The following is a 16,163-nucleotide window of genomic DNA, read 5'->3' on the forward strand; positions in this document are numbered from 1 at the left end:
CGGCGCAGTCAAAGGTGGGGTTTGCGTCGGGCCTTGGAAGAACCCGCCCAAAAATTGGGAGTAACAATATGAAGAAGTCTCTCTTGTCAGCGGTGGCACTGACGGCGATCGTCGCGTTCGGTGGCGTCGCACGAGCTGACATCGTGATCGGCGTTGGCGGCCCGCTGACGGGTCCAAACGCTGCATTCGGCGCCCAGCTGCAGAAGGGTGCCGAGCAGGCAGCCGCTGACATCAATGCTGCAGGCGGCATCAACGGCGAGCAGATCAAGATCGAGCTCGGCGACGACGTTTCCGACCCGAAGCAGGGCATCTCCGTCGCGAACAAGTTCGTTGCTGACGGCGTGAAGTTCGTTATCGGCCACTTCAACTCGGGCGTTTCCATTCCGGCTTCCGAAGTTTATGCCGAAAACGGCATCCTCGAAATCACCCCCGCTGCTACGAACCCGGTTTTCACCGAGCGTGGCCTGTGGAACACCTTCCGCACCTGCGGCCGTGACGACCAGCAGGGCGCCATTGCCGGCAAGTATCTGGCCGACCATTTCAAGGACGCCAAGATTGCCGTCATTCACGACAAGACTCCTTATGGCCAGGGTCTCGCTGACGAAACCAAGAAGGCTCTGAATGCCGCTGGCGTCACCGAAGCCATGTACGAAGGCGTCAACGTCGGCGACAAGGACTTCTCGGCCCTCATCGCAAAGATGAAGGAAGCCGGCGTTTCGATCATCTATTGGGGTGGTCTGCACACCGAAGCCGGTCTCATCATCCGCCAGTCGGCCGACCAGGGCCTGAAGGCAGCGCTCGTTTCGGGTGACGGTATCGTCTCGAACGAACTTGCTTCCATCGCTGGTGACGCCGTTGCCGGGACGCTGAACACCTTCGGCCCGGATCCGACTGTCAACCCGGCCAACAAGGACCTCGTTGCGAAGTTCAAGGCTGCCGGCTTCAACCCGGAAGCTTACACCCTCTACTCCTACGCTGCGCTGCAGACGATCGCTGCTGCTGCCAAGGCTGCCGGTTCTACGGACGCTGAAGCCGTTGCCGCCGCCATGAAGGAAAAGGGTCCGTTCCCGACCGTTCTCGGCGAAATCTCCTTCGACGAAAAGGGCGACCCGAAGCTTCCGGGCTACGTCATGTACGAATGGAAGAAGGGCGAGGACGGCAAGTACAGCTACTTCCAGAAGGCTGAAAAGTAAGCCTCTGGCAGTGATGCCTCTACGGAAGCCCGGTCATCGACCGGGCTTCTTTCGTTTTGCCCGCGCAGTTCAAGATCGCAGACTTTACGGCTTCGAAAGCCATTCCATTCCTGGCTTTCATGGCCTAAGCCAGAGGAAAGGATGGAGGATCCAGATTCATGCCAAAACCCCGCATTTTCGTCACCCGGCGCTGGCCTGCCGCGGTGGAGGCCGTGTTCGCCGAGCGCTTCGACCTGACACTCAACAGAGATGATGTACCGCTTGCTGAAAGCGAACTGCGTCAGGCGCTGGCGGATTATGACGCGGTGCTGCCGACCGTTTCCGACAAGCTGCCGGCAGCGGTGTTTGCCGGCGATGTCCGTACGAAGATCCTCGGCAATTTCGGGGTGGGTTTCAATCATATCGATATCGCCACCGCCAGGGCGAAGGGCATCGTAGTGACGAATACGCCTGGCGTCCTGACCGATTGCACCGCCGATATCGCCATGTTGCTTCTGCTTTCCGTCGCGCGCCGCGGCGGGGAGGGCGAACGGCAGTTGCGTACCGGCGAATGGAAGGGCTGGTGCCCGACGCATATGATCGGCACGAAGGTGACCGGCAAGACTGTGGGCATTATCGGCTTCGGACGAATCGGCAAGGCTTTTGCGCAGCGCTGCCATTTTGGTTTCGGCATGGACATCGTGTTCTACAACCGCTCCCAGGTCGATCCGGGGGAGGCGGCACGTTACGGCGCGCGCCAGCTTGGTTCGGTGGAGGAGGTGCTCGCGGCTTCCGATTTCGTCTCCCTCCATTGCCCCGGAGGAGCGGAGAACTGGCATCTGATGAATGCAGAGCGATTTGCAGCGATGAAGCCAGGCGCTTTCTTGATCAATACGGCGCGTGGCGATGTCGTCGATGAGATGGCGCTGATCACGGCGCTCGCGGATGGCACAATCCGTGGCGCGGGGCTCGATGTCTACGAAGCCGAACCGCATGTGCCGGAAGCGCTGCGCCGGATGGAGAATGTCGTGCTGCTGCCGCATCTTGGAAGCGCGACCGAGGAGACGCGCACGGCGATGGGGATGAAAGTGGTGGAGAATGTCACGGCGTTCTTCGAGGGGCGGGACCTGCCCGATCGGGTCGTCTGAGGGCGCTATTACCCCTTACATTTCATGCAGCACATGCGCCGCCTTCACGGCGGCCGATGCCCTGTTCTCGACACCGAGCTTCACATAGATCTGTTCCAAGTGCTTGTTCACCGTGCGGGCAGAGAGGCCGAGGATTTCGCCGATATCGCGGTTGGCCTTGCCCTTGGCGATCCACATCAGCACTTCGGATTCGCGCTGTGTCAGTGCAAAGTGCTGACGCAGGACTGCGTCATCGTTGCGCTGGTTGGCGGCAGTCAGGCGAAAGAGATATTCGTCCGGACCGATGGCGCCAAGGAAGGCGAGTTGCAGGGCGGCCTGCCCGGCGTGAGCGATTGAGATGAGGGCGTCGCGGGCCGCAGCTACGCGTTCCTTCATCCAGTTGCCGATCGTGCGGGAGACGACCTCCATACCGTCGTCGCTCCCCATCGCAGCGTTGACGAGGCGGGTTGCCTGCGGCGTCGACCAATGGATCGCGCCATCGCCTTTCACAGCCAGCAAATGGCGGCCGGCGGCATCGAGGGCGACGCGGGCGCTTTGCGCCGAGCGGGCGTTGCGCAGGTGAACGCGGATGCGGGCACGCAGCTCGTCGATATTGATCGGTTTCGATAGATAATCGACGCCGCCGGATTCGAGCGCATGCACCACATGCTCCGTTTCGGTAAGTCCGGTCATGAAGATGACAGGCACCTGGGCGACGGCGGCATTGGCCTTCAGCCGGCGGCATGTTTCGAAACCATCCATCACCGGCATGACGGCATCAAGCAGGATGAGATCGGGCGTGATGCGCTCGACGATACTGAGAGCCGCCGACCCCGATGTGGCGATCAGGACGGAAAAGCCAGACTGTTCCAGCGCATCCGTCAGGAAGCCGAGCGCCTCTGGCGAATCGTCGACCAGCAGAACGATATCGCGGGGAAGCTCAGCCAACGGTTTCACCCTTTTCTTCGAACTTGTGCAGGAAATCCAGGAAGCCGGCGAGATCGAAGGCGCCGACATAGGAGCGGAGTTCCTCCGTGAATGGCTGATTTGCCTCTACCTTGGCAAGATCTGCGAGTTTGGCTTCTATGCCTCTGATGTAGCCGATTTCGCCGAGGCGAAGCAGTTCCTGCACATGTGCAGCTCCAGGGCTCCTGAGTGGCAGGCTGGCTGTTGTCGGCGCCGGTGTCTGTTCGTCGGCATAAAGCCATTTCAGACCGAGATGCAGGGCGAGTTTGTCGCGCAGCTGCTTGATGTCGACCGGCTTGCCGATCGCGTCATTGTGGCTGTCGTCGCTGTCGCTGTGAGCGGCGGCATCGCCGATATTGGCCGACAGCATCAGGATCGGCGCTGTGCGTCCCGCTTCACGCAGCCGGGAAACGAGCTGCCAGCCGTTCATGCCGGGCATGGAGATATCGACGAGGAAGAGATCCGGCTCGATGCCTTCGACGAGTGTCAGGCAGTCCAAGCCGCTTGCTGCCGTCAGCACGATGAAATCGAGTGGGACCAGGATCTCGCGCATCATCTCGCGATGATCCTCGTTGTCATCAACGACGACGATCGTGCGGCGTGGGCCGTCATAACTGACGATCTTCTTTTCCTGCGGCGGAGCGGCAGGGCGCATCACGGCCGACAGCATGAGGCGGACACGGAAGGTCGAGCCTTTGTTCTTTTCGCTGTTGACCGCGATTTCGCCGCCGAGCGTGTTGGTCAGAAGGCGGGTAATGGTCAGGCCAAGACCGAGGCCGGGCATGGGCCGCACGCTTTCTGCCTCACCGCGCTGGAAGGGTTCGTAAATGCGCGTCAGATCCTTTTCGGCGATGCCGCGGCCGGTATCGGAAACGGTGAAGGTTGCGACCTGGCTGCGATAGCCGACATCGAAGGTGACGCTGCCTTCGTCGGTGAACTTGATGGCATTGGAGAGCAGGTTGACGAGAATCTGGCGCAGCCGCTTCTCGTCCGTGCGCACGAATTGCGGAAGTGCCTGCGAACGCTCATGGATGAAGGACAGGCCCTTTGCCTGTGCCTGCGGACGGAACATATCGACGATCTGGTCGAGGAAGTCCTGGATATTGATCTCGTTCGAATAGACCTGCAGGCGGCCGGCCTCGATCTTCGAAATATCCAGAAGGCCATCGATCAGGCCGGAGAGATGTTCGGCGCTGCGGCGGATGACCTTGATCGAGGACTGGCGCGGCGGGGGAATCGTCTCGTCGCGCTCGAGGATCTGCGCGTAGCCAAGAACGGCATTCAGCGGCGTGCGCAATTCGTGGCTCAAGCCCACGACATAGCGGCTCTTGGCGCGGTTGGCGGCTTCGGCGGTTTCTTTGGCGGTCTGCAGCGCGGCATCGGTCTTCTTGTGCGCGGCGATTTCTTTGAGGAGCAGCGTGTTCTGACGGGAGGATTCTTCCTCGGCGACGACGCGGCTGTCATGGGCGAGCACATAGAACCAGCAGGCAATGCCGGCGATGACGGAGAAGACGAAAAAGACGATCAGGATCGTGCGGTTGACGACTTCGGCGGTCTCAGGCGAGGCGGAGCTCACCTGATGGGCGATCATGGCAAGGATTGCACCGACGGCCGTCAGCGCTAGCGCCACGGCAATACCGTAGCGGCCCAGGCGGGTGGTCAGCTTCTGGACGATGGTTTCCGGCAGCAGGGTCTTTGCGACGGCGCCGACCTGCGCATTGAAGCGGGCATTGGGCTTGCACATGTCGTGGCAGCGGCTGTCGAGCGAGCAGCAGAGCGAGCAGATCGGCGCGGCATAGGCCGGGCACCAGGCCATATCTTCAGGCTCGAAGGGATGTTCGCAGACGGAGCAGGTGATAGTGGTCAGGTTCTTCCAGGCATGGCGCGGCTTGCGGGCGAGATAGAACTTGCCTTTGGTCGCCCAGGCGAGGGTGGGTGAGGCGATCAGCGCGATCACCAGTGTGATGTAAGGGGCAAGCGAAGCTGCGATCGAGCCGAAGGTGCCGAAATGGGCGATGAGCGCGAGGCCGGCCGACAGTGTCATGGCGCCGAGGCCGACCGGGTTGATGTCGTAAAGATGGGCGCGCTTGAATTCGATGCCGGGAGGGGCGAGGCCGAGCGGCTTGTTGATGAAGAGATCGGCCGAGATCGTGCAGAGCCAGGCCATGGCGATAATCGAGAAGATGCCGAGCGTTTCCTCGAGCAGCCGATAGATGCCGAGTTCCATCAAGAGCAGCGCAATCGCGACATTGAAGACCAGCCAGATGACGCGACCGGGATGGCTGTGCGTCAGCCGCGAGAAGAAATTCGACCAGGCGAGCGAGCCGGCATAGGCGTTCATGACGTTGATCTTCAGCTGCGAGACGACCACGAAGGCGGCCATCAGCAGCAGGGCAGCATTGTGCCAGGGGATCATGTAGCCGAAGGCGGTCAGGTACATCTGCGCGGGGTCGGCAGCGCGATCGACCGGTACGCCTGAGGTGAATGTCAGCACAACGAGAAATGAACCGGCCAGCAGTTTCGGCGCGCCGATGATGACCCAGCCGGGACCGGCGAGGAAGACGGCGAGGCGATGACGCCACTTGCGCTGCGGGTCCGGCGGCAGGAAGCGCAGGAAGTCGGCCTGTTCGCCGATCTGCGACATGAGCGCGAGGATGACGGCGGAAGCCGCGCCGAATTCGACAAGGTTGAAATCGGCGATGGTGCCGGGCGGGCCGGAGGCGTGGCGGATACCGGCAAAGGCGCGCCAAACGTCGAATTTCTGCCAGTCCATCAGGGCGATGAAGATGAAGGGCAGGATGTTCAGGATGATCCAGAAAGGTTGGGTCATCAGCTGGAACTTGCTGATCAGCCGCACGCCGTGGGTGACGAGCGGGATCACCATGACGGCGCTGATGATGTAACCGATCCATAGGGGTATGCCGAGCGTCAGCTCCAGCGCGCCCGACATGATCGAGGCTTCGATCGCGAACAGCATGAAGGTGAAGCTCGCATAGATGAGCGAAGTAATGGTCGAGCCGATATAGCCGAAGCTCGCGCCGCGCGTCAGCAGGTCGATATCGACGCCGTGGCGAATGGCATATCGGCTGATCGGCAGGCCGATCGCGAGCATGGCGATGGAGGCGACAATGATGGCGAAGAAGGCGTTGGTCGTGCCATAGGAGAGCGTAATCGCGCCGCCGATCGCTTCCAGCGCTAGGAAGGAGATGGCGCCGATCGCCGTCTGCGAGATGCGCTGGGAGGAGAAGCGGCGGGCGCTCTTTGCGGTGAAACGCAGCGCGTAATCTTCGAGCGTCTGGTTGGCGACCCAGCGATTATATTCGCGTCTCACCGGAATGATGCGTTGGCGCGCTGTCATGCCCTCTTTCCGGCGTTCCGGTCAGCTTATCGTCTCGAGCCACTTTTGGCGGGATGGGCGGGAAAGGCAAGAGGCGGAACGCCGGCAGATTCACAGAACGGCAATATTTTTGAAACCGGTCTGTCACATAAGGGCTCTAACTCTCCCGCCGTCCGTTCAATCATTTCGGGTATCACCATGTCTGTTCCAAGCCTTTGCCGTCTGAGCACCGCGCTCGCCTGCCTTCTTTCGATCGTGCCATCGCCTGCCTGCGCCGAGCAGGCCACGGCGGCGAAAGCGCCTTATGTGGAGGCCGGAAACACCAACAAGCGCGGCGACGCCTGCTTCTCGACGGTGGACACCAACGCCGCCGTCCATCTTCTTTCCGGCTTCCTCGAAGTCTGGACGCCGCGCACGCCATACGTCGATGCTGGCGTAGAGGCCCCGGCCAAGGACAATTGCCCTGCGGTTGCCAAGACGGATTGGGACGGCATTCCCTTCAGCAAGACCGACGGCCAGGTCATCAACAAACTCGTCCATGACGCGAACATCGCCTATGTCGTCAAGGCGACGCGAGCACGGACGACCGATCAGGCGGTTGCCGCTTATCTCGACGATCGGCGGGGTAAGAATGCCAGTATCGTCGATGGCCTCGGTCCGCTGACGGATGCCTGGAAGGCGGGTTCCAGGCAGACCACGACGATCACCGAAGTCGCGGCCGATGCGACGACCGTCAAATATGACGACAAGGGCAACAATCGCGGCGCCGGCAGCAAGCCGGACGCGGAAAACAAGACCGATGCCAATCCGGACATGGGCCTTGCCATCGATTTCATCAATGCCGCGAGCGGTGACGGTTCGACCGAGCCCGCCAAGCGCTATTTCAAATATGGCCGTCCCTACCGCTGGAGCCCGAATGTGTCGGTGGTTCCGACGCTGGAGCCCGCCAAGAGCAGCAAGCCGGTCGAGGATGGCGGCTTCCCGAGCGGGCATACGGCTGAAGCCTGGCGTGATGCACTCGCCATGGCCTATCTCGTGCCGCAGCGCTTTCAGGAAATGATCACGCGTGCCAGCGAGTTGGGCGAAGACCGCATCCTTGCCGGCATGCATTCTCCCCTCGACGTGATGGGTGGCCGCATACTCGGCACCGCCACGGTCGTTTATAACCTGAACAAGGCCGACAATGCTGCTCTGAAGAGCGATGCTTACGCCCAAGCGCAATCATGGCTGATCACCAAGTCGGGTGTTGCGGATGCGGGTGCGCTCGAAGTCGCCGCCCATGCAGCCCCACTGGCGGCAGACCGTTTCGCCGATCATGATGCCAACCGCGTCTACGTGCAGCAGCGGCTGAGCTACGGCCTGCCCATCATCCATGGGACCGACCAGCCGGCCCGCGTGCCGCAGGGCGCGGAAGCGCTTCTCGAAACGCGTCTGCCTTATCTCGACGGCGAGCAGCGCCGCGACGTGCTTGGCACGACGGAGATCGCCTCGGGCTACCCGCTGCTCGATGATGCTGAAGGCTACGGCCGCCTCAATCTGTTTGCCGCGGCAGACGGTTATGGCGCCTTCGATCAGGGCGTGACCGTGACGATGGATGCCGCAAAGGGCGGCTTCAATGCGATCGATACCTGGCGTAACGATATCGGCGGCAAGGGCAAACTGGTGAAGCGCGGCAGCGGCATTCTCGGACTTTCGGGCGCCAACAGCTATGCCGGCGGCACGGTGCTGGAAGAAGGCGTGCTGGTGGCGGGCTCGCCCTCGGCCTTCGGCACCGGCGGACTGTCGGTGAACGGCGGTTCCCTCGTCCTGGCGGCTGATGGACCCCTGACTGTAGGCGGTGACTACCAGCAGCTCGCCAATACCGCGGCGAAGCCGACGCTCGGCGCTGACGGCGCGGGCACGCTGGTCATCGCGGGCAAGGCGGCGCTCTCCGGCGACCTCGACGTCACACTTACCCCTGGCTACGCCCCGGCGCCCGGAACGCAGATCGAGATCCTGAAGGCGGGAGCCATTACCGGCATCTTCGACAAGTTCACCATCTCCGGCCACAAGGCGACCCTTTCCTACGGCCCGACATCGGTCACCTTGACGATCGGCGGATAATATCGAGCTGACAGGGCATCCTCTCCATGGGATGCCCTGTTCTGTCTTTGCCTGCCCGTTTGCCCCGCCGCCTACGTCATTTTGCGTATGTGTTTTTGCGTTGCAGCACCCGATAGTCCCCTCGGCAACAGTTAATTTCCGTTTCCGGCCTGTTGCGGAACAAGAAGAGGGGAGTTCAACCAGATGAATCTCAAATCCACTATTACAGGCGCTGCACTCGGCGCGGTCATGGCCGCATCGGCCGCCTTCCACGGTGCGGTTGCTGCCGACGACACGATCAAGGTCGGCGTTCTGCACTCGCTTTCCGGCACGATGGCGATTTCCGAAACCACGCTGAAGGACGCCATGCTGATGCTCATCGACGAGCAGAACAAGAAGGGCGGCCTTCTCGGCAAGAAGCTCGAGGCCGTCGTCGTCGATCCGGCCTCCGACTGGCCGCTCTTTGCCGAAAAGGCCCGCGAACTGATCGAAAAGGACAAGGTTGCGGCCGTCTTCGGTTGCTGGACCTCCTCTTCGCGCAAGTCGGTCCTGCCTGTATTCGAAGAGCTGAACTCGCTGCTCTTCTACCCGGTCCAGTACGAAGGTGAAGAATCCTCGCGCAACATCTTCTACACGGGTGCTGCTCCGAACCAGCAGGCGATCCCGGCCGTCGACTACCTAATGAACACCGAAGGCGTGAAGCGCTTCGTGCTCGAAGGCACCGACTACGTCTATCCGCGCACGACCAATAAGATCCTGGAAGCCTATCTCGAATCCAAGGGTATTCCGAAGGAAGACATCCTGATCAACTACACGCCATTCGGTTTCTCCGACTGGCAGACGGAAGTCTCCAAGATCAAGGAATTCGGCTCGGCCGGCAAGAAGACTGCGGTCGTCTCCACCATCAACGGTGACGCCAACGTTCCATTCTACAAGGAACTCGGCAACCAGGGCATCAAGGCAACCGATATCCCGGTCGTCGCCTTCTCGGTTGGTGAAGAAGAACTTGCCGGTCTCGACACCAAGCCGCTCGTCGGCCATCTCGCCGCCTGGAACTACTTCGAATCGGTCGAGACGCCGATCAACAAGAAGTTCATCAAGGAATGGCACGCCTATACCAAGAACGACAAGCGCGTAACCAATGACCCGATGGAAGCCGCCTATATCGGCTTCAACGCCTGGGTTAAGGCCGTCCAGGCCGCCGGCACGACCGATACGGATGCGGTTCTCGACCACATCATCGGCGTCTCCGTTCCGAACCTCTCGGGCGGCACCGCGACCGTCATGCCGAACCACCACATCACCAAGCCGGTGCTGATCGGTGAAATCCAGGCCGACGGCCAGTTCGAAATCGTCCAGCAGACTCCTGCGGTCGTCGGCGACGAATGGTCCGACTTCCTGCCGGACTCCAAGGACCTGATCTCCGATTGGCGCAAGCCGATGAACTGCGGCAACTTCAACGTTGCCACGGGCAAGTGCGGCGGCAAGGGTTCCTGAGTTAGCCCGTCCGACATGAGCCACAAGACTTCCGTCCGGATTTCAGATCCGGGCGGAAGCTTCGTCCCCAGCGGTATTGCCAAACAGGCCAACGATTAGGCGGGAAAGCCGATGTATCGCGCCATCAAGATCTTTCTTTTGACCATTTGCCTTGCCTCTTCAGGCTTGGCGCTCACGGGGCTGACGACTGCCCTGAGGGCTCAGGACGACGTTCACGCTCTCGTCGATGCGCTCGGCGTCGGCGGTTTTCCGGAGCGTGAAGCGGCCATCAAGGCGCTCGTCGCTTCCAAGGATGCGCATGTCGGCCAGATATTGCAGCAACTGAGCGACGGCCTGCTCTACGTGAATTCGGATGAGGGCGGTCCTGTGCTCGTCCAGGGCGGCACGGATGACGAGCCGACCTATTCCGATCCGCTCACCGGCGAAGCCGTTGCCGACATCGATCCTGATACGATGTCGAAGGTGAAGATCAACAATTCGCTGCGTACGCTCATCGGCACGATGACGAGCCAGATGACGCTGCTGAGCCCTGATCGCGGCGCCCGCCTTGCGGCTGCCCAGGGGCTTTTGAAGGATGCTGATCCGGCCAATCTCGATTTGCTGAATTCCGCACTGGTCGATGAAAAGGATGCCGAGATCAAGGGCACCATGGAAGCGGCCCGCGCCGTGATGGTGTTGAAGAGCGATATGAGCGCCGACGAAAAACGGCAGGCGATCGATACGGTTGCCGCCCGCGGCGGCCGTGATGCGCTGACCATCCTGACTACGGCGCTGGCGACGGCTCCCGATGATCTCAAGCCTGCCATTCAGGCGCATATATCCACCATCAACCGCAGCCTCGCCCTCTGGAACATCGTCCAGAACGTCTGGTACGGCCTGTCGCTCGGCTCGGTGCTGCTGCTTGCGGCGATCGGCCTTGCCATCACCTTCGGCGTCATGGGCGTCATCAACATGGCACATGGCGAGATGGTGATGATCGGCGCCTACACGACCTATGTCGTGCAGGAATATATCACTGCGAATTTTCCCGGCATGGCCGATTATTCGCTGGCCTTCGCCGTGCCTGCCGCCTTCATCTTCACCGGTTTCGTCGGCCTCATCATCGAACGTGTCGTGATCCGCTATCTCTACGGCCGGCCGTTGGAAACGCTGCTGGCTACCTGGGGCGTGTCGCTGATCCTGCAGCAGGCAGTACGCACCGTCTTCGGTCCGACCAATCGTGAGGTCCGCAATCCGAGCTGGATGTCGGGCGCTTTCGAACTCGGCGGATTGTCGATCACCTGGAACCGTCTCTGGATCATCGTCTTCTCGACGGCGGTCTTCGTGGCGCTGCTGATGCTCCTCAAGCGCTCCGCCTTCGGCCTGCAGATGCGTGCCGTCACCCAGAACCGCCGCATGGCCTCATCCATGGGTATCCGCACCGGCTGGGTCGATGCCTTCACCTTCGCGCTTGGTTCCGGCATCGCCGGCATGGCGGGCGTGGCGCTCTCGCAGATCGATAACGTCTCGCCGAACCTAGGCCAGAGCTACATCATCGACAGTTTCATGGTCGTGGTCTTCGGCGGCGTCGGCAATCTCTGGGGCACGCTGGTTGGCGCATTGTCGCTTGGTGTGGTCAACAAGTTCCTCGAGCCCTTTGCCGGAGCCGTGCTCGGCAAGATCCTGGTGCTCGTCCTCATCATTCTCTTCATCCAGAAGCGGCCACGCGGGCTCTTCGCACTCAAAGGAAGGGCGGTGGAAGCATGATTACGGCCTTCCTTCTCCGGTCTCTCGATCGCCGGATCTCCATTGCCATCGCCATCCTGCTGGTGGTCGCGGTTCTGGTGCCGGTGCTCAATCTGGCGACGTCGGCGGACAATCCGTTGCATGTGCCGACCTATATCATGGCACTGTTCGGCAAGTACCTGACCTATGCGCTGCTGGCGCTGGCGCTCGATCTCGTCTGGGGCTTCTGCGGCATTCTCTCGCTCGGCCACGGCGCCTTCTTCGCGCTCGGCGGTTATGCGATGGGCATGTATCTGATGCGCCAGATCGGCTCGCGCGGCGTCTACGGCGATCCCATCCTGCCCGACTTCATGGTCTTCCTGAACTGGAAGGAGTTGCCCTGGTTCTGGTACGGTTTCGACCAGTTCTGGTTTGCAGCACTGATGGTGCTCGTCGTGCCCGGCCTGCTTGCCTTCGTTTTCGGCTGGTTCGCCTTCCGCTCACGGGTCAACGGCGTTTACCTGTCGATCATCACCCAGGCCATGACCTATGCGCTGCTGCTTGCCTTCTTCCGCAACGATATGGGCTTCGGCGGCAATAACGGCATGACCGATTTCAAGGATATCCTTGGCTTCAACGTGCAGGCGGATGGCACGCGTGCGACGCTCTTTGCAGCGACCGCGATCTTCCTGGCACTGTCGCTGATGATCGCTTCGGCGATCGTGCGGTCGAAATTCGGCAAGGTGCTGGTCGGCGTGCGGGATGCGGAAAGCCGCACGCGCTTCCTCGGCTATCGTGTCGAGCATTTCAAGCTCTTCACCTTCGTCGTCTCGGCGATGATGGCGGGCATTGCCGGCGCGCTCTATGTGCCGCAAGTCGGCATTATCAATCCCGGCGAATTCGCTCCGGCCAATTCCATCGAAGTCGTCATCTGGACGGCTGTCGGCGGGCGCGCGACGTTGATCGGACCGATCATCGGCGCCATCCTCGTCAACGGCGGAAAGACGATCTTTACCGGCCTCTTCCCCGATTACTGGCTGTTTGCGCTCGGTGGCCTCTTCGTGCTCGTCACGTTGCTTCTGCCCAAGGGTATCGTCGGCACGATCGCCCAGCATTTCGGTAAGCGGAGGCCAGTCTCGAACGGTGTGCCGCCGGCGGTTGCCGAAGAGAGCGTCGAAGCGAAAATCCAGGCTGCGGAGTAGACTTATGATCCCCGACGTCAAACCCAACAGCGTGCTTTATCTCAGCGGTGTCTCGGTCTCTTTCGATGGCTTCAAGGCGCTGAATTCGCTCTCCATCGTTATCGAACCCGGCGAACTCCGGGCGATCATCGGCCCGAATGGCGCCGGCAAGACGACGATGATGGATATCATCACCGGCAAGACGCGGCCTGATGAAGGCGAAGTCTTCTTTAACGGCATTGTGGACCTGACCAAGAAGGACGAAGCCGATATCGCCCAGCTCGGCATCGGCCGGAAATTCCAGAAGCCGACGGTCTTCGAAAGCCATACGGTCTGGGACAATCTGGAACTGGCGCTCAACCGCCGGCGCACGGTGTTTTCGACGCTCTTCTATCGTCTTTCCGGTGAAGACAAGGATCGTATCGATGAAATCCTGGAAACGGTGCGCCTGACGCATCGCCGCGATGAGCTTGCGGCCAACCTGTCGCATGGTCAGAAGCAGTGGCTGGAGATCGGCATGCTGCTGGCGCAGGAGCCGAAGCTTCTGCTCGTCGACGAGCCTGTGGCCGGCATGACGGATGCCGAGACGGCAGAAACGGCGATCCTGCTCAAGGATATCGCGAAGACGCGGTCCGTCGTCGTCGTGGAGCACGATATGGGCTTTATCCGTGATCTCGGCGTGAAGGTGACCTGCCTCGCGGAAGGCTCGGTGCTGGCCGAAGGCTCGATCGACTTCGTCAGCAACGATCCGAAGGTGATCGAGAACTATCTGGGTCGCTAAAAATGCAACTTCTAGGCTTGAACCTGACAGGAGAAGGCGCTCTAAAACGAGCGGTTTTTACGGTGGGGTTTCATAATGGCTTTTCTCGGAATTCTGGTCATGGCGATCGGCGGCGCGGCCGTCTGGTATTGGCGTTTGAAAATGATGCATGAGGCAGGAAGCGAGATCATCGATTCCGTCGAGCGCATGCGGGGTGCATATAAGCGCGGCAAGTTCCGCAAGCAGGCGGCGGCAGCACCGCTCGCTTCAATCGCGGATCCGGCGATTGCGGCCGTGGCCTTCTTCTTCTGCCTCGCCAAGGAAAAGCCGATGTATTTCGAGGCGGCGCGGAATGTCGTCCGCGACAGCATGAAAGGCATTATCCGGCCGGGTGATATGGAAGAGGTGCTGGTTTTCGGTGAATGGGCGTCCAAGAACACCATCAGCCCGGAAGACCCGATCCGCCGCTTCCGCGATCTGTGGCTGCAGGCGCTCGACATGCAGGAGCGCCAGCAGTTGATCGGCATTGCCGAGGACGTGGCCGCAGTGGGTGGCGAGAAAACGAAAGAACAGGAAAACGCCTTGCAAGTGCTGAGGCGTACGCTGATGAACTGATGGGGAATGGGTGAACGGATGCTGACAGTCGAAAACGCAAATCTTCATTATGGCGCAGCCCAGGCGTTGCGCGGCATCTCGATCAAGGCCGAGATGGGCAAGATCACCTGCGTGCTCGGGCGTAACGGTGTCGGCAAGAGCTCGCTCTTGCGCGCCGTCACCGGCCAGCACCCGATATCGGCGGGAACTATCACCTTCAACGATGCGAAGCTGGATGGCCTGCCGCCCTTTGCCCGTGCCAAGCAGGGCATCGGCTATGTGCCGCAGGGGCGCGAAATCTTCCCGCTACTGACGGTGAAGGAAAACCTCGAAACCGGCTTTGCTCCGCTTGGCCGCCGCGACCGCAACATCCCCGACGATATCTTCAGTCTCTTCCCGGTGCTGAAGTCGATGTTGTCACGTCGCGGCGGCGATCTCTCAGGCGGGCAACAGCAGCAACTGGCGATTGGACGTGCCATGGTCACGCGGCCGAAGATTCTCGTGCTCGACGAGCCGACCGAGGGCATCCAGCCATCGATCATCAAGGATATCGGTCGGGCGATCCGCTACCTGCGTGACTCCACCGGCATGGCGATCCTGCTTGTCGAGCAATATCTCGATTTCTGCCGGGAGCTTGCTGATTATGTCTATATCATGGACCGCGGCGAGATCGTGCATGAGGGCCTTGCCGAGACGCTGGATACGCCGGAAGCACGTCGCCATCTGACCGTATGATCTCTCTGGGCAGCGTGCTGGCATCTGCCGCAAAATGCGGCAAATGCACTCCGCGCTATCCAAATCTCCCGTGGGGGCGCGGGCTTTCGGAAAGCGGCACGGGACTTGCTTACCAGCAGTCACGAGACACATTCAACGCAAAATGCCAGACAGGACGGCATCTGCACGGGGGTGGCATGACAGGCGTGGCGGCAGGCACCACGAGACCGCAGAGAGCGGAAGGACGCGGGCATCTTGCTGCCAAGGTGCAGGGCGGACGTACGCGGATTCAGGAGCTTTATCAGGAAGGTGCAGCAAAGATCCGCCTTCCGGATACGTTCGATGCCTCGATGGAGGCCGTCATCATCAACACGGCCGGCGGACTGACCGGCGGCGACCGGATGAACTGGAGCGTCTCGGCTGGTGCTGGCACGCGCATCGATGTGACCACGCAGGCCTGCGAGAAGATTTACAAGGCATCGGCCGGCACGGCGGAGGTAACGACGCAGATCGAGGTCGGGCCGGGCGCCCGCGTCGACTGGCTACCCCAGGAGACGATCCTCTTCGATCGCGCCTCGCTGTTTCGCCGGCTGGATGTCGATCTCGACGACAGCGCCGAGTTCCTTGCCGTCGAAGCCATCCTGCTCGGGCGCACGGCAATGGGTGAGACGATGGAGACGGGGCTGTTTCGCGATCGCTGGCGCATCCGCCGCTCGGGCCAGCTTGTTCATGCCGAGGAATTGCGGCTTTCCGATGCGGTGGCGCTGCTTGCGGCAGAGCAGGCGGTACTCGGCGGGCAGGTGGCCTTTGCGACGGTGCTTTACGCAGGGCCGATGTCCGAACCCTATCTCGCCAAGGTACGGCCGCTGCTGGACGGACATATGGGCGGGGCGAGTGCCTGGAGCGACAAGATCGTCGTGCGCCTTGCGGCAGTCGATGGTTTTGCGCTGAGAAAAATCCTGATCCCGGTCATTTCCGCCTTGCGCAATGGAGCGCCTGTGCCGAAAGTCTGGAATCTGTAAGTTCAAC

The 16,163-nt window shown here is 61.1% G+C and carries 12 protein-coding genes; 10 read left to right on the top strand and 2 right to left on the bottom strand.

The window, feature by feature from the left end; translation table 11 throughout:
- The first annotated feature begins 68 nt into the window (after positions 1 to 68).
- Together H4W29_RS14405 and H4W29_RS14410 are read left to right on the top strand one after the other, a co-directional pair.
- Positions 69 to 1,193: a branched-chain amino acid ABC transporter substrate-binding protein gene (locus tag H4W29_RS14405; RefSeq protein ID WP_192729503.1), complete on the top strand. Its 1,125-nt coding sequence runs from the start codon at positions 69 to 71 to the stop codon at positions 1,191 to 1,193.
- Positions 1,194 to 1,351: 158 nt separating this feature from the next.
- Positions 1,352 to 2,320: a 2-hydroxyacid dehydrogenase gene (locus tag H4W29_RS14410; RefSeq protein WP_192729504.1), complete on the top strand. Its 969-nt coding sequence runs from the start codon at positions 1,352 to 1,354 to the stop codon at positions 2,318 to 2,320.
- Between the two features lie 15 nt (positions 2,321 to 2,335).
- Here H4W29_RS14410 and H4W29_RS14415 read toward each other — a convergent pair whose 3' ends face one another.
- Positions 2,336 to 3,247, bottom strand: a complete 912-nt coding sequence (locus H4W29_RS14415; protein WP_192729505.1) for a response regulator transcription factor — start codon at positions 3,245 to 3,247, stop codon at positions 2,336 to 2,338.
- A complete protein-coding gene (locus H4W29_RS14420; RefSeq protein WP_192729506.1) occupies positions 3,240 to 6,623 on the bottom strand; it encodes a hybrid sensor histidine kinase/response regulator in 3,384 nt (1,127 codons plus the stop codon). Before H4W29_RS14420 ends, H4W29_RS14415 begins: the two co-directional genes overlap by 8 nt.
- Positions 6,624 to 6,800: 177 nt before the next feature.
- Here H4W29_RS14420 and H4W29_RS14425 point away from each other — a divergent pair, with 177 nt between their 5' ends.
- The 8 genes from H4W29_RS14425 to H4W29_RS14460 all read left to right on the top strand — a co-directional run bounded on the left by H4W29_RS14425 (position 6,801) and on the right by H4W29_RS14460 (position 16,156).
- On the top strand, positions 6,801 to 8,705 hold the full coding sequence (locus H4W29_RS14425) for an acid phosphatase (RefSeq protein ID WP_192729507.1): 1,905 nt from the start codon (positions 6,801 to 6,803) through the stop codon (positions 8,703 to 8,705).
- Between the two features lie 183 nt (positions 8,706 to 8,888).
- Positions 8,889 to 10,181: an urea ABC transporter substrate-binding protein gene (gene urtA / locus H4W29_RS14430; protein WP_192729508.1), complete on the top strand. Its 1,293-nt coding sequence runs from the start codon at positions 8,889 to 8,891 to the stop codon at positions 10,179 to 10,181.
- 111 nt (positions 10,182 to 10,292) lie between these two features.
- Positions 10,293 to 11,927 (top strand): urea ABC transporter permease subunit UrtB, encoded by a 1,635-nt coding sequence (gene urtB / locus H4W29_RS14435; RefSeq protein ID WP_192729509.1) that lies wholly within the window; start codon positions 10,293 to 10,295, stop codon positions 11,925 to 11,927.
- Positions 11,924 to 13,087: an urea ABC transporter permease subunit UrtC gene (gene urtC, locus H4W29_RS14440; RefSeq protein WP_192729510.1), complete on the top strand. Its 1,164-nt coding sequence runs from the start codon at positions 11,924 to 11,926 to the stop codon at positions 13,085 to 13,087. The genes urtB and urtC overlap by 4 nt, the downstream gene beginning before the upstream one ends.
- A gap of 4 nt (positions 13,088 to 13,091) precedes the next feature.
- A complete protein-coding gene (gene urtD / locus H4W29_RS14445; protein ID WP_192729511.1) occupies positions 13,092 to 13,847 on the top strand; it encodes an urea ABC transporter ATP-binding protein UrtD in 756 nt (251 codons plus the stop codon).
- 75 nt (positions 13,848 to 13,922) lie between these two features.
- Positions 13,923 to 14,441 carry a hypothetical protein gene (locus H4W29_RS14450; RefSeq protein ID WP_192729512.1) on the top strand — a complete coding sequence of 173 codons (519 nt, stop codon included), beginning with the start codon at positions 13,923 to 13,925 and terminating at the stop codon, positions 14,439 to 14,441.
- An 18-nt stretch (positions 14,442 to 14,459) separates the two neighbouring features.
- Complete coding sequence (gene urtE, locus H4W29_RS14455) at positions 14,460 to 15,155, top strand: urea ABC transporter ATP-binding subunit UrtE (RefSeq protein WP_192729513.1); 696 nt, start codon at positions 14,460 to 14,462, stop codon at positions 15,153 to 15,155.
- A gap of 176 nt (positions 15,156 to 15,331) precedes the next feature.
- Complete coding sequence (locus H4W29_RS14460; RefSeq protein ID WP_192729514.1) at positions 15,332 to 16,156, top strand: urease accessory protein UreD; 825 nt, start codon at positions 15,332 to 15,334, stop codon at positions 16,154 to 16,156.
- The last annotated feature ends 7 nt before the right edge of the window (positions 16,157 to 16,163 follow it).

The sequence above is a fragment of the Rhizobium viscosum genome, from assembly GCF_014873945.1.
Taxonomy (GTDB): Bacteria; Pseudomonadota; Alphaproteobacteria; order Rhizobiales; family Rhizobiaceae; genus Rhizobium; species Rhizobium viscosum.

What these genes read in the sequence shown, in the direction of transcription:
- H4W29_RS14425 (WP_192729507.1), top strand. Translation starts at nt 6,801, where the DNA reads ATGTCTGTTCCAAGCCTTTGCCGTCTGAGCACCGCGCTCGCCTGCCTT.
- urtE (WP_192729513.1), top strand. Translation starts at nt 14,460, where the DNA reads ATGCTGACAGTCGAAAACGCAAATCTTCATTATGGCGCAGCCCAGGCG.
- H4W29_RS14410 (WP_192729504.1), top strand. Translation starts at nt 1,352, where the DNA reads ATGCCAAAACCCCGCATTTTCGTCACCCGGCGCTGGCCTGCCGCGGTG.
- H4W29_RS14405 (WP_192729503.1), top strand. Translation starts at nt 69, where the DNA reads ATGAAGAAGTCTCTCTTGTCAGCGGTGGCACTGACGGCGATCGTCGCG.
- urtD (WP_192729511.1), top strand. Translation starts at nt 13,092, where the DNA reads ATGATCCCCGACGTCAAACCCAACAGCGTGCTTTATCTCAGCGGTGTC.
- H4W29_RS14460 (WP_192729514.1), top strand. Translation starts at nt 15,332, where the DNA reads ATGACAGGCGTGGCGGCAGGCACCACGAGACCGCAGAGAGCGGAAGGA.
- H4W29_RS14450 (WP_192729512.1), top strand. Translation starts at nt 13,923, where the DNA reads ATGGCTTTTCTCGGAATTCTGGTCATGGCGATCGGCGGCGCGGCCGTC.
- urtB (WP_192729509.1), top strand. Translation starts at nt 10,293, where the DNA reads ATGTATCGCGCCATCAAGATCTTTCTTTTGACCATTTGCCTTGCCTCT.
- urtA (WP_192729508.1), top strand. Translation starts at nt 8,889, where the DNA reads ATGAATCTCAAATCCACTATTACAGGCGCTGCACTCGGCGCGGTCATG.
- H4W29_RS14420 (WP_192729506.1), bottom strand. Translation starts at nt 6,623, where the DNA reads ATGACAGCGCGCCAACGCATCATTCCGGTGAGACGCGAATATAATCGC.
- urtC (WP_192729510.1), top strand. Translation starts at nt 11,924, where the DNA reads ATGATTACGGCCTTCCTTCTCCGGTCTCTCGATCGCCGGATCTCCATT.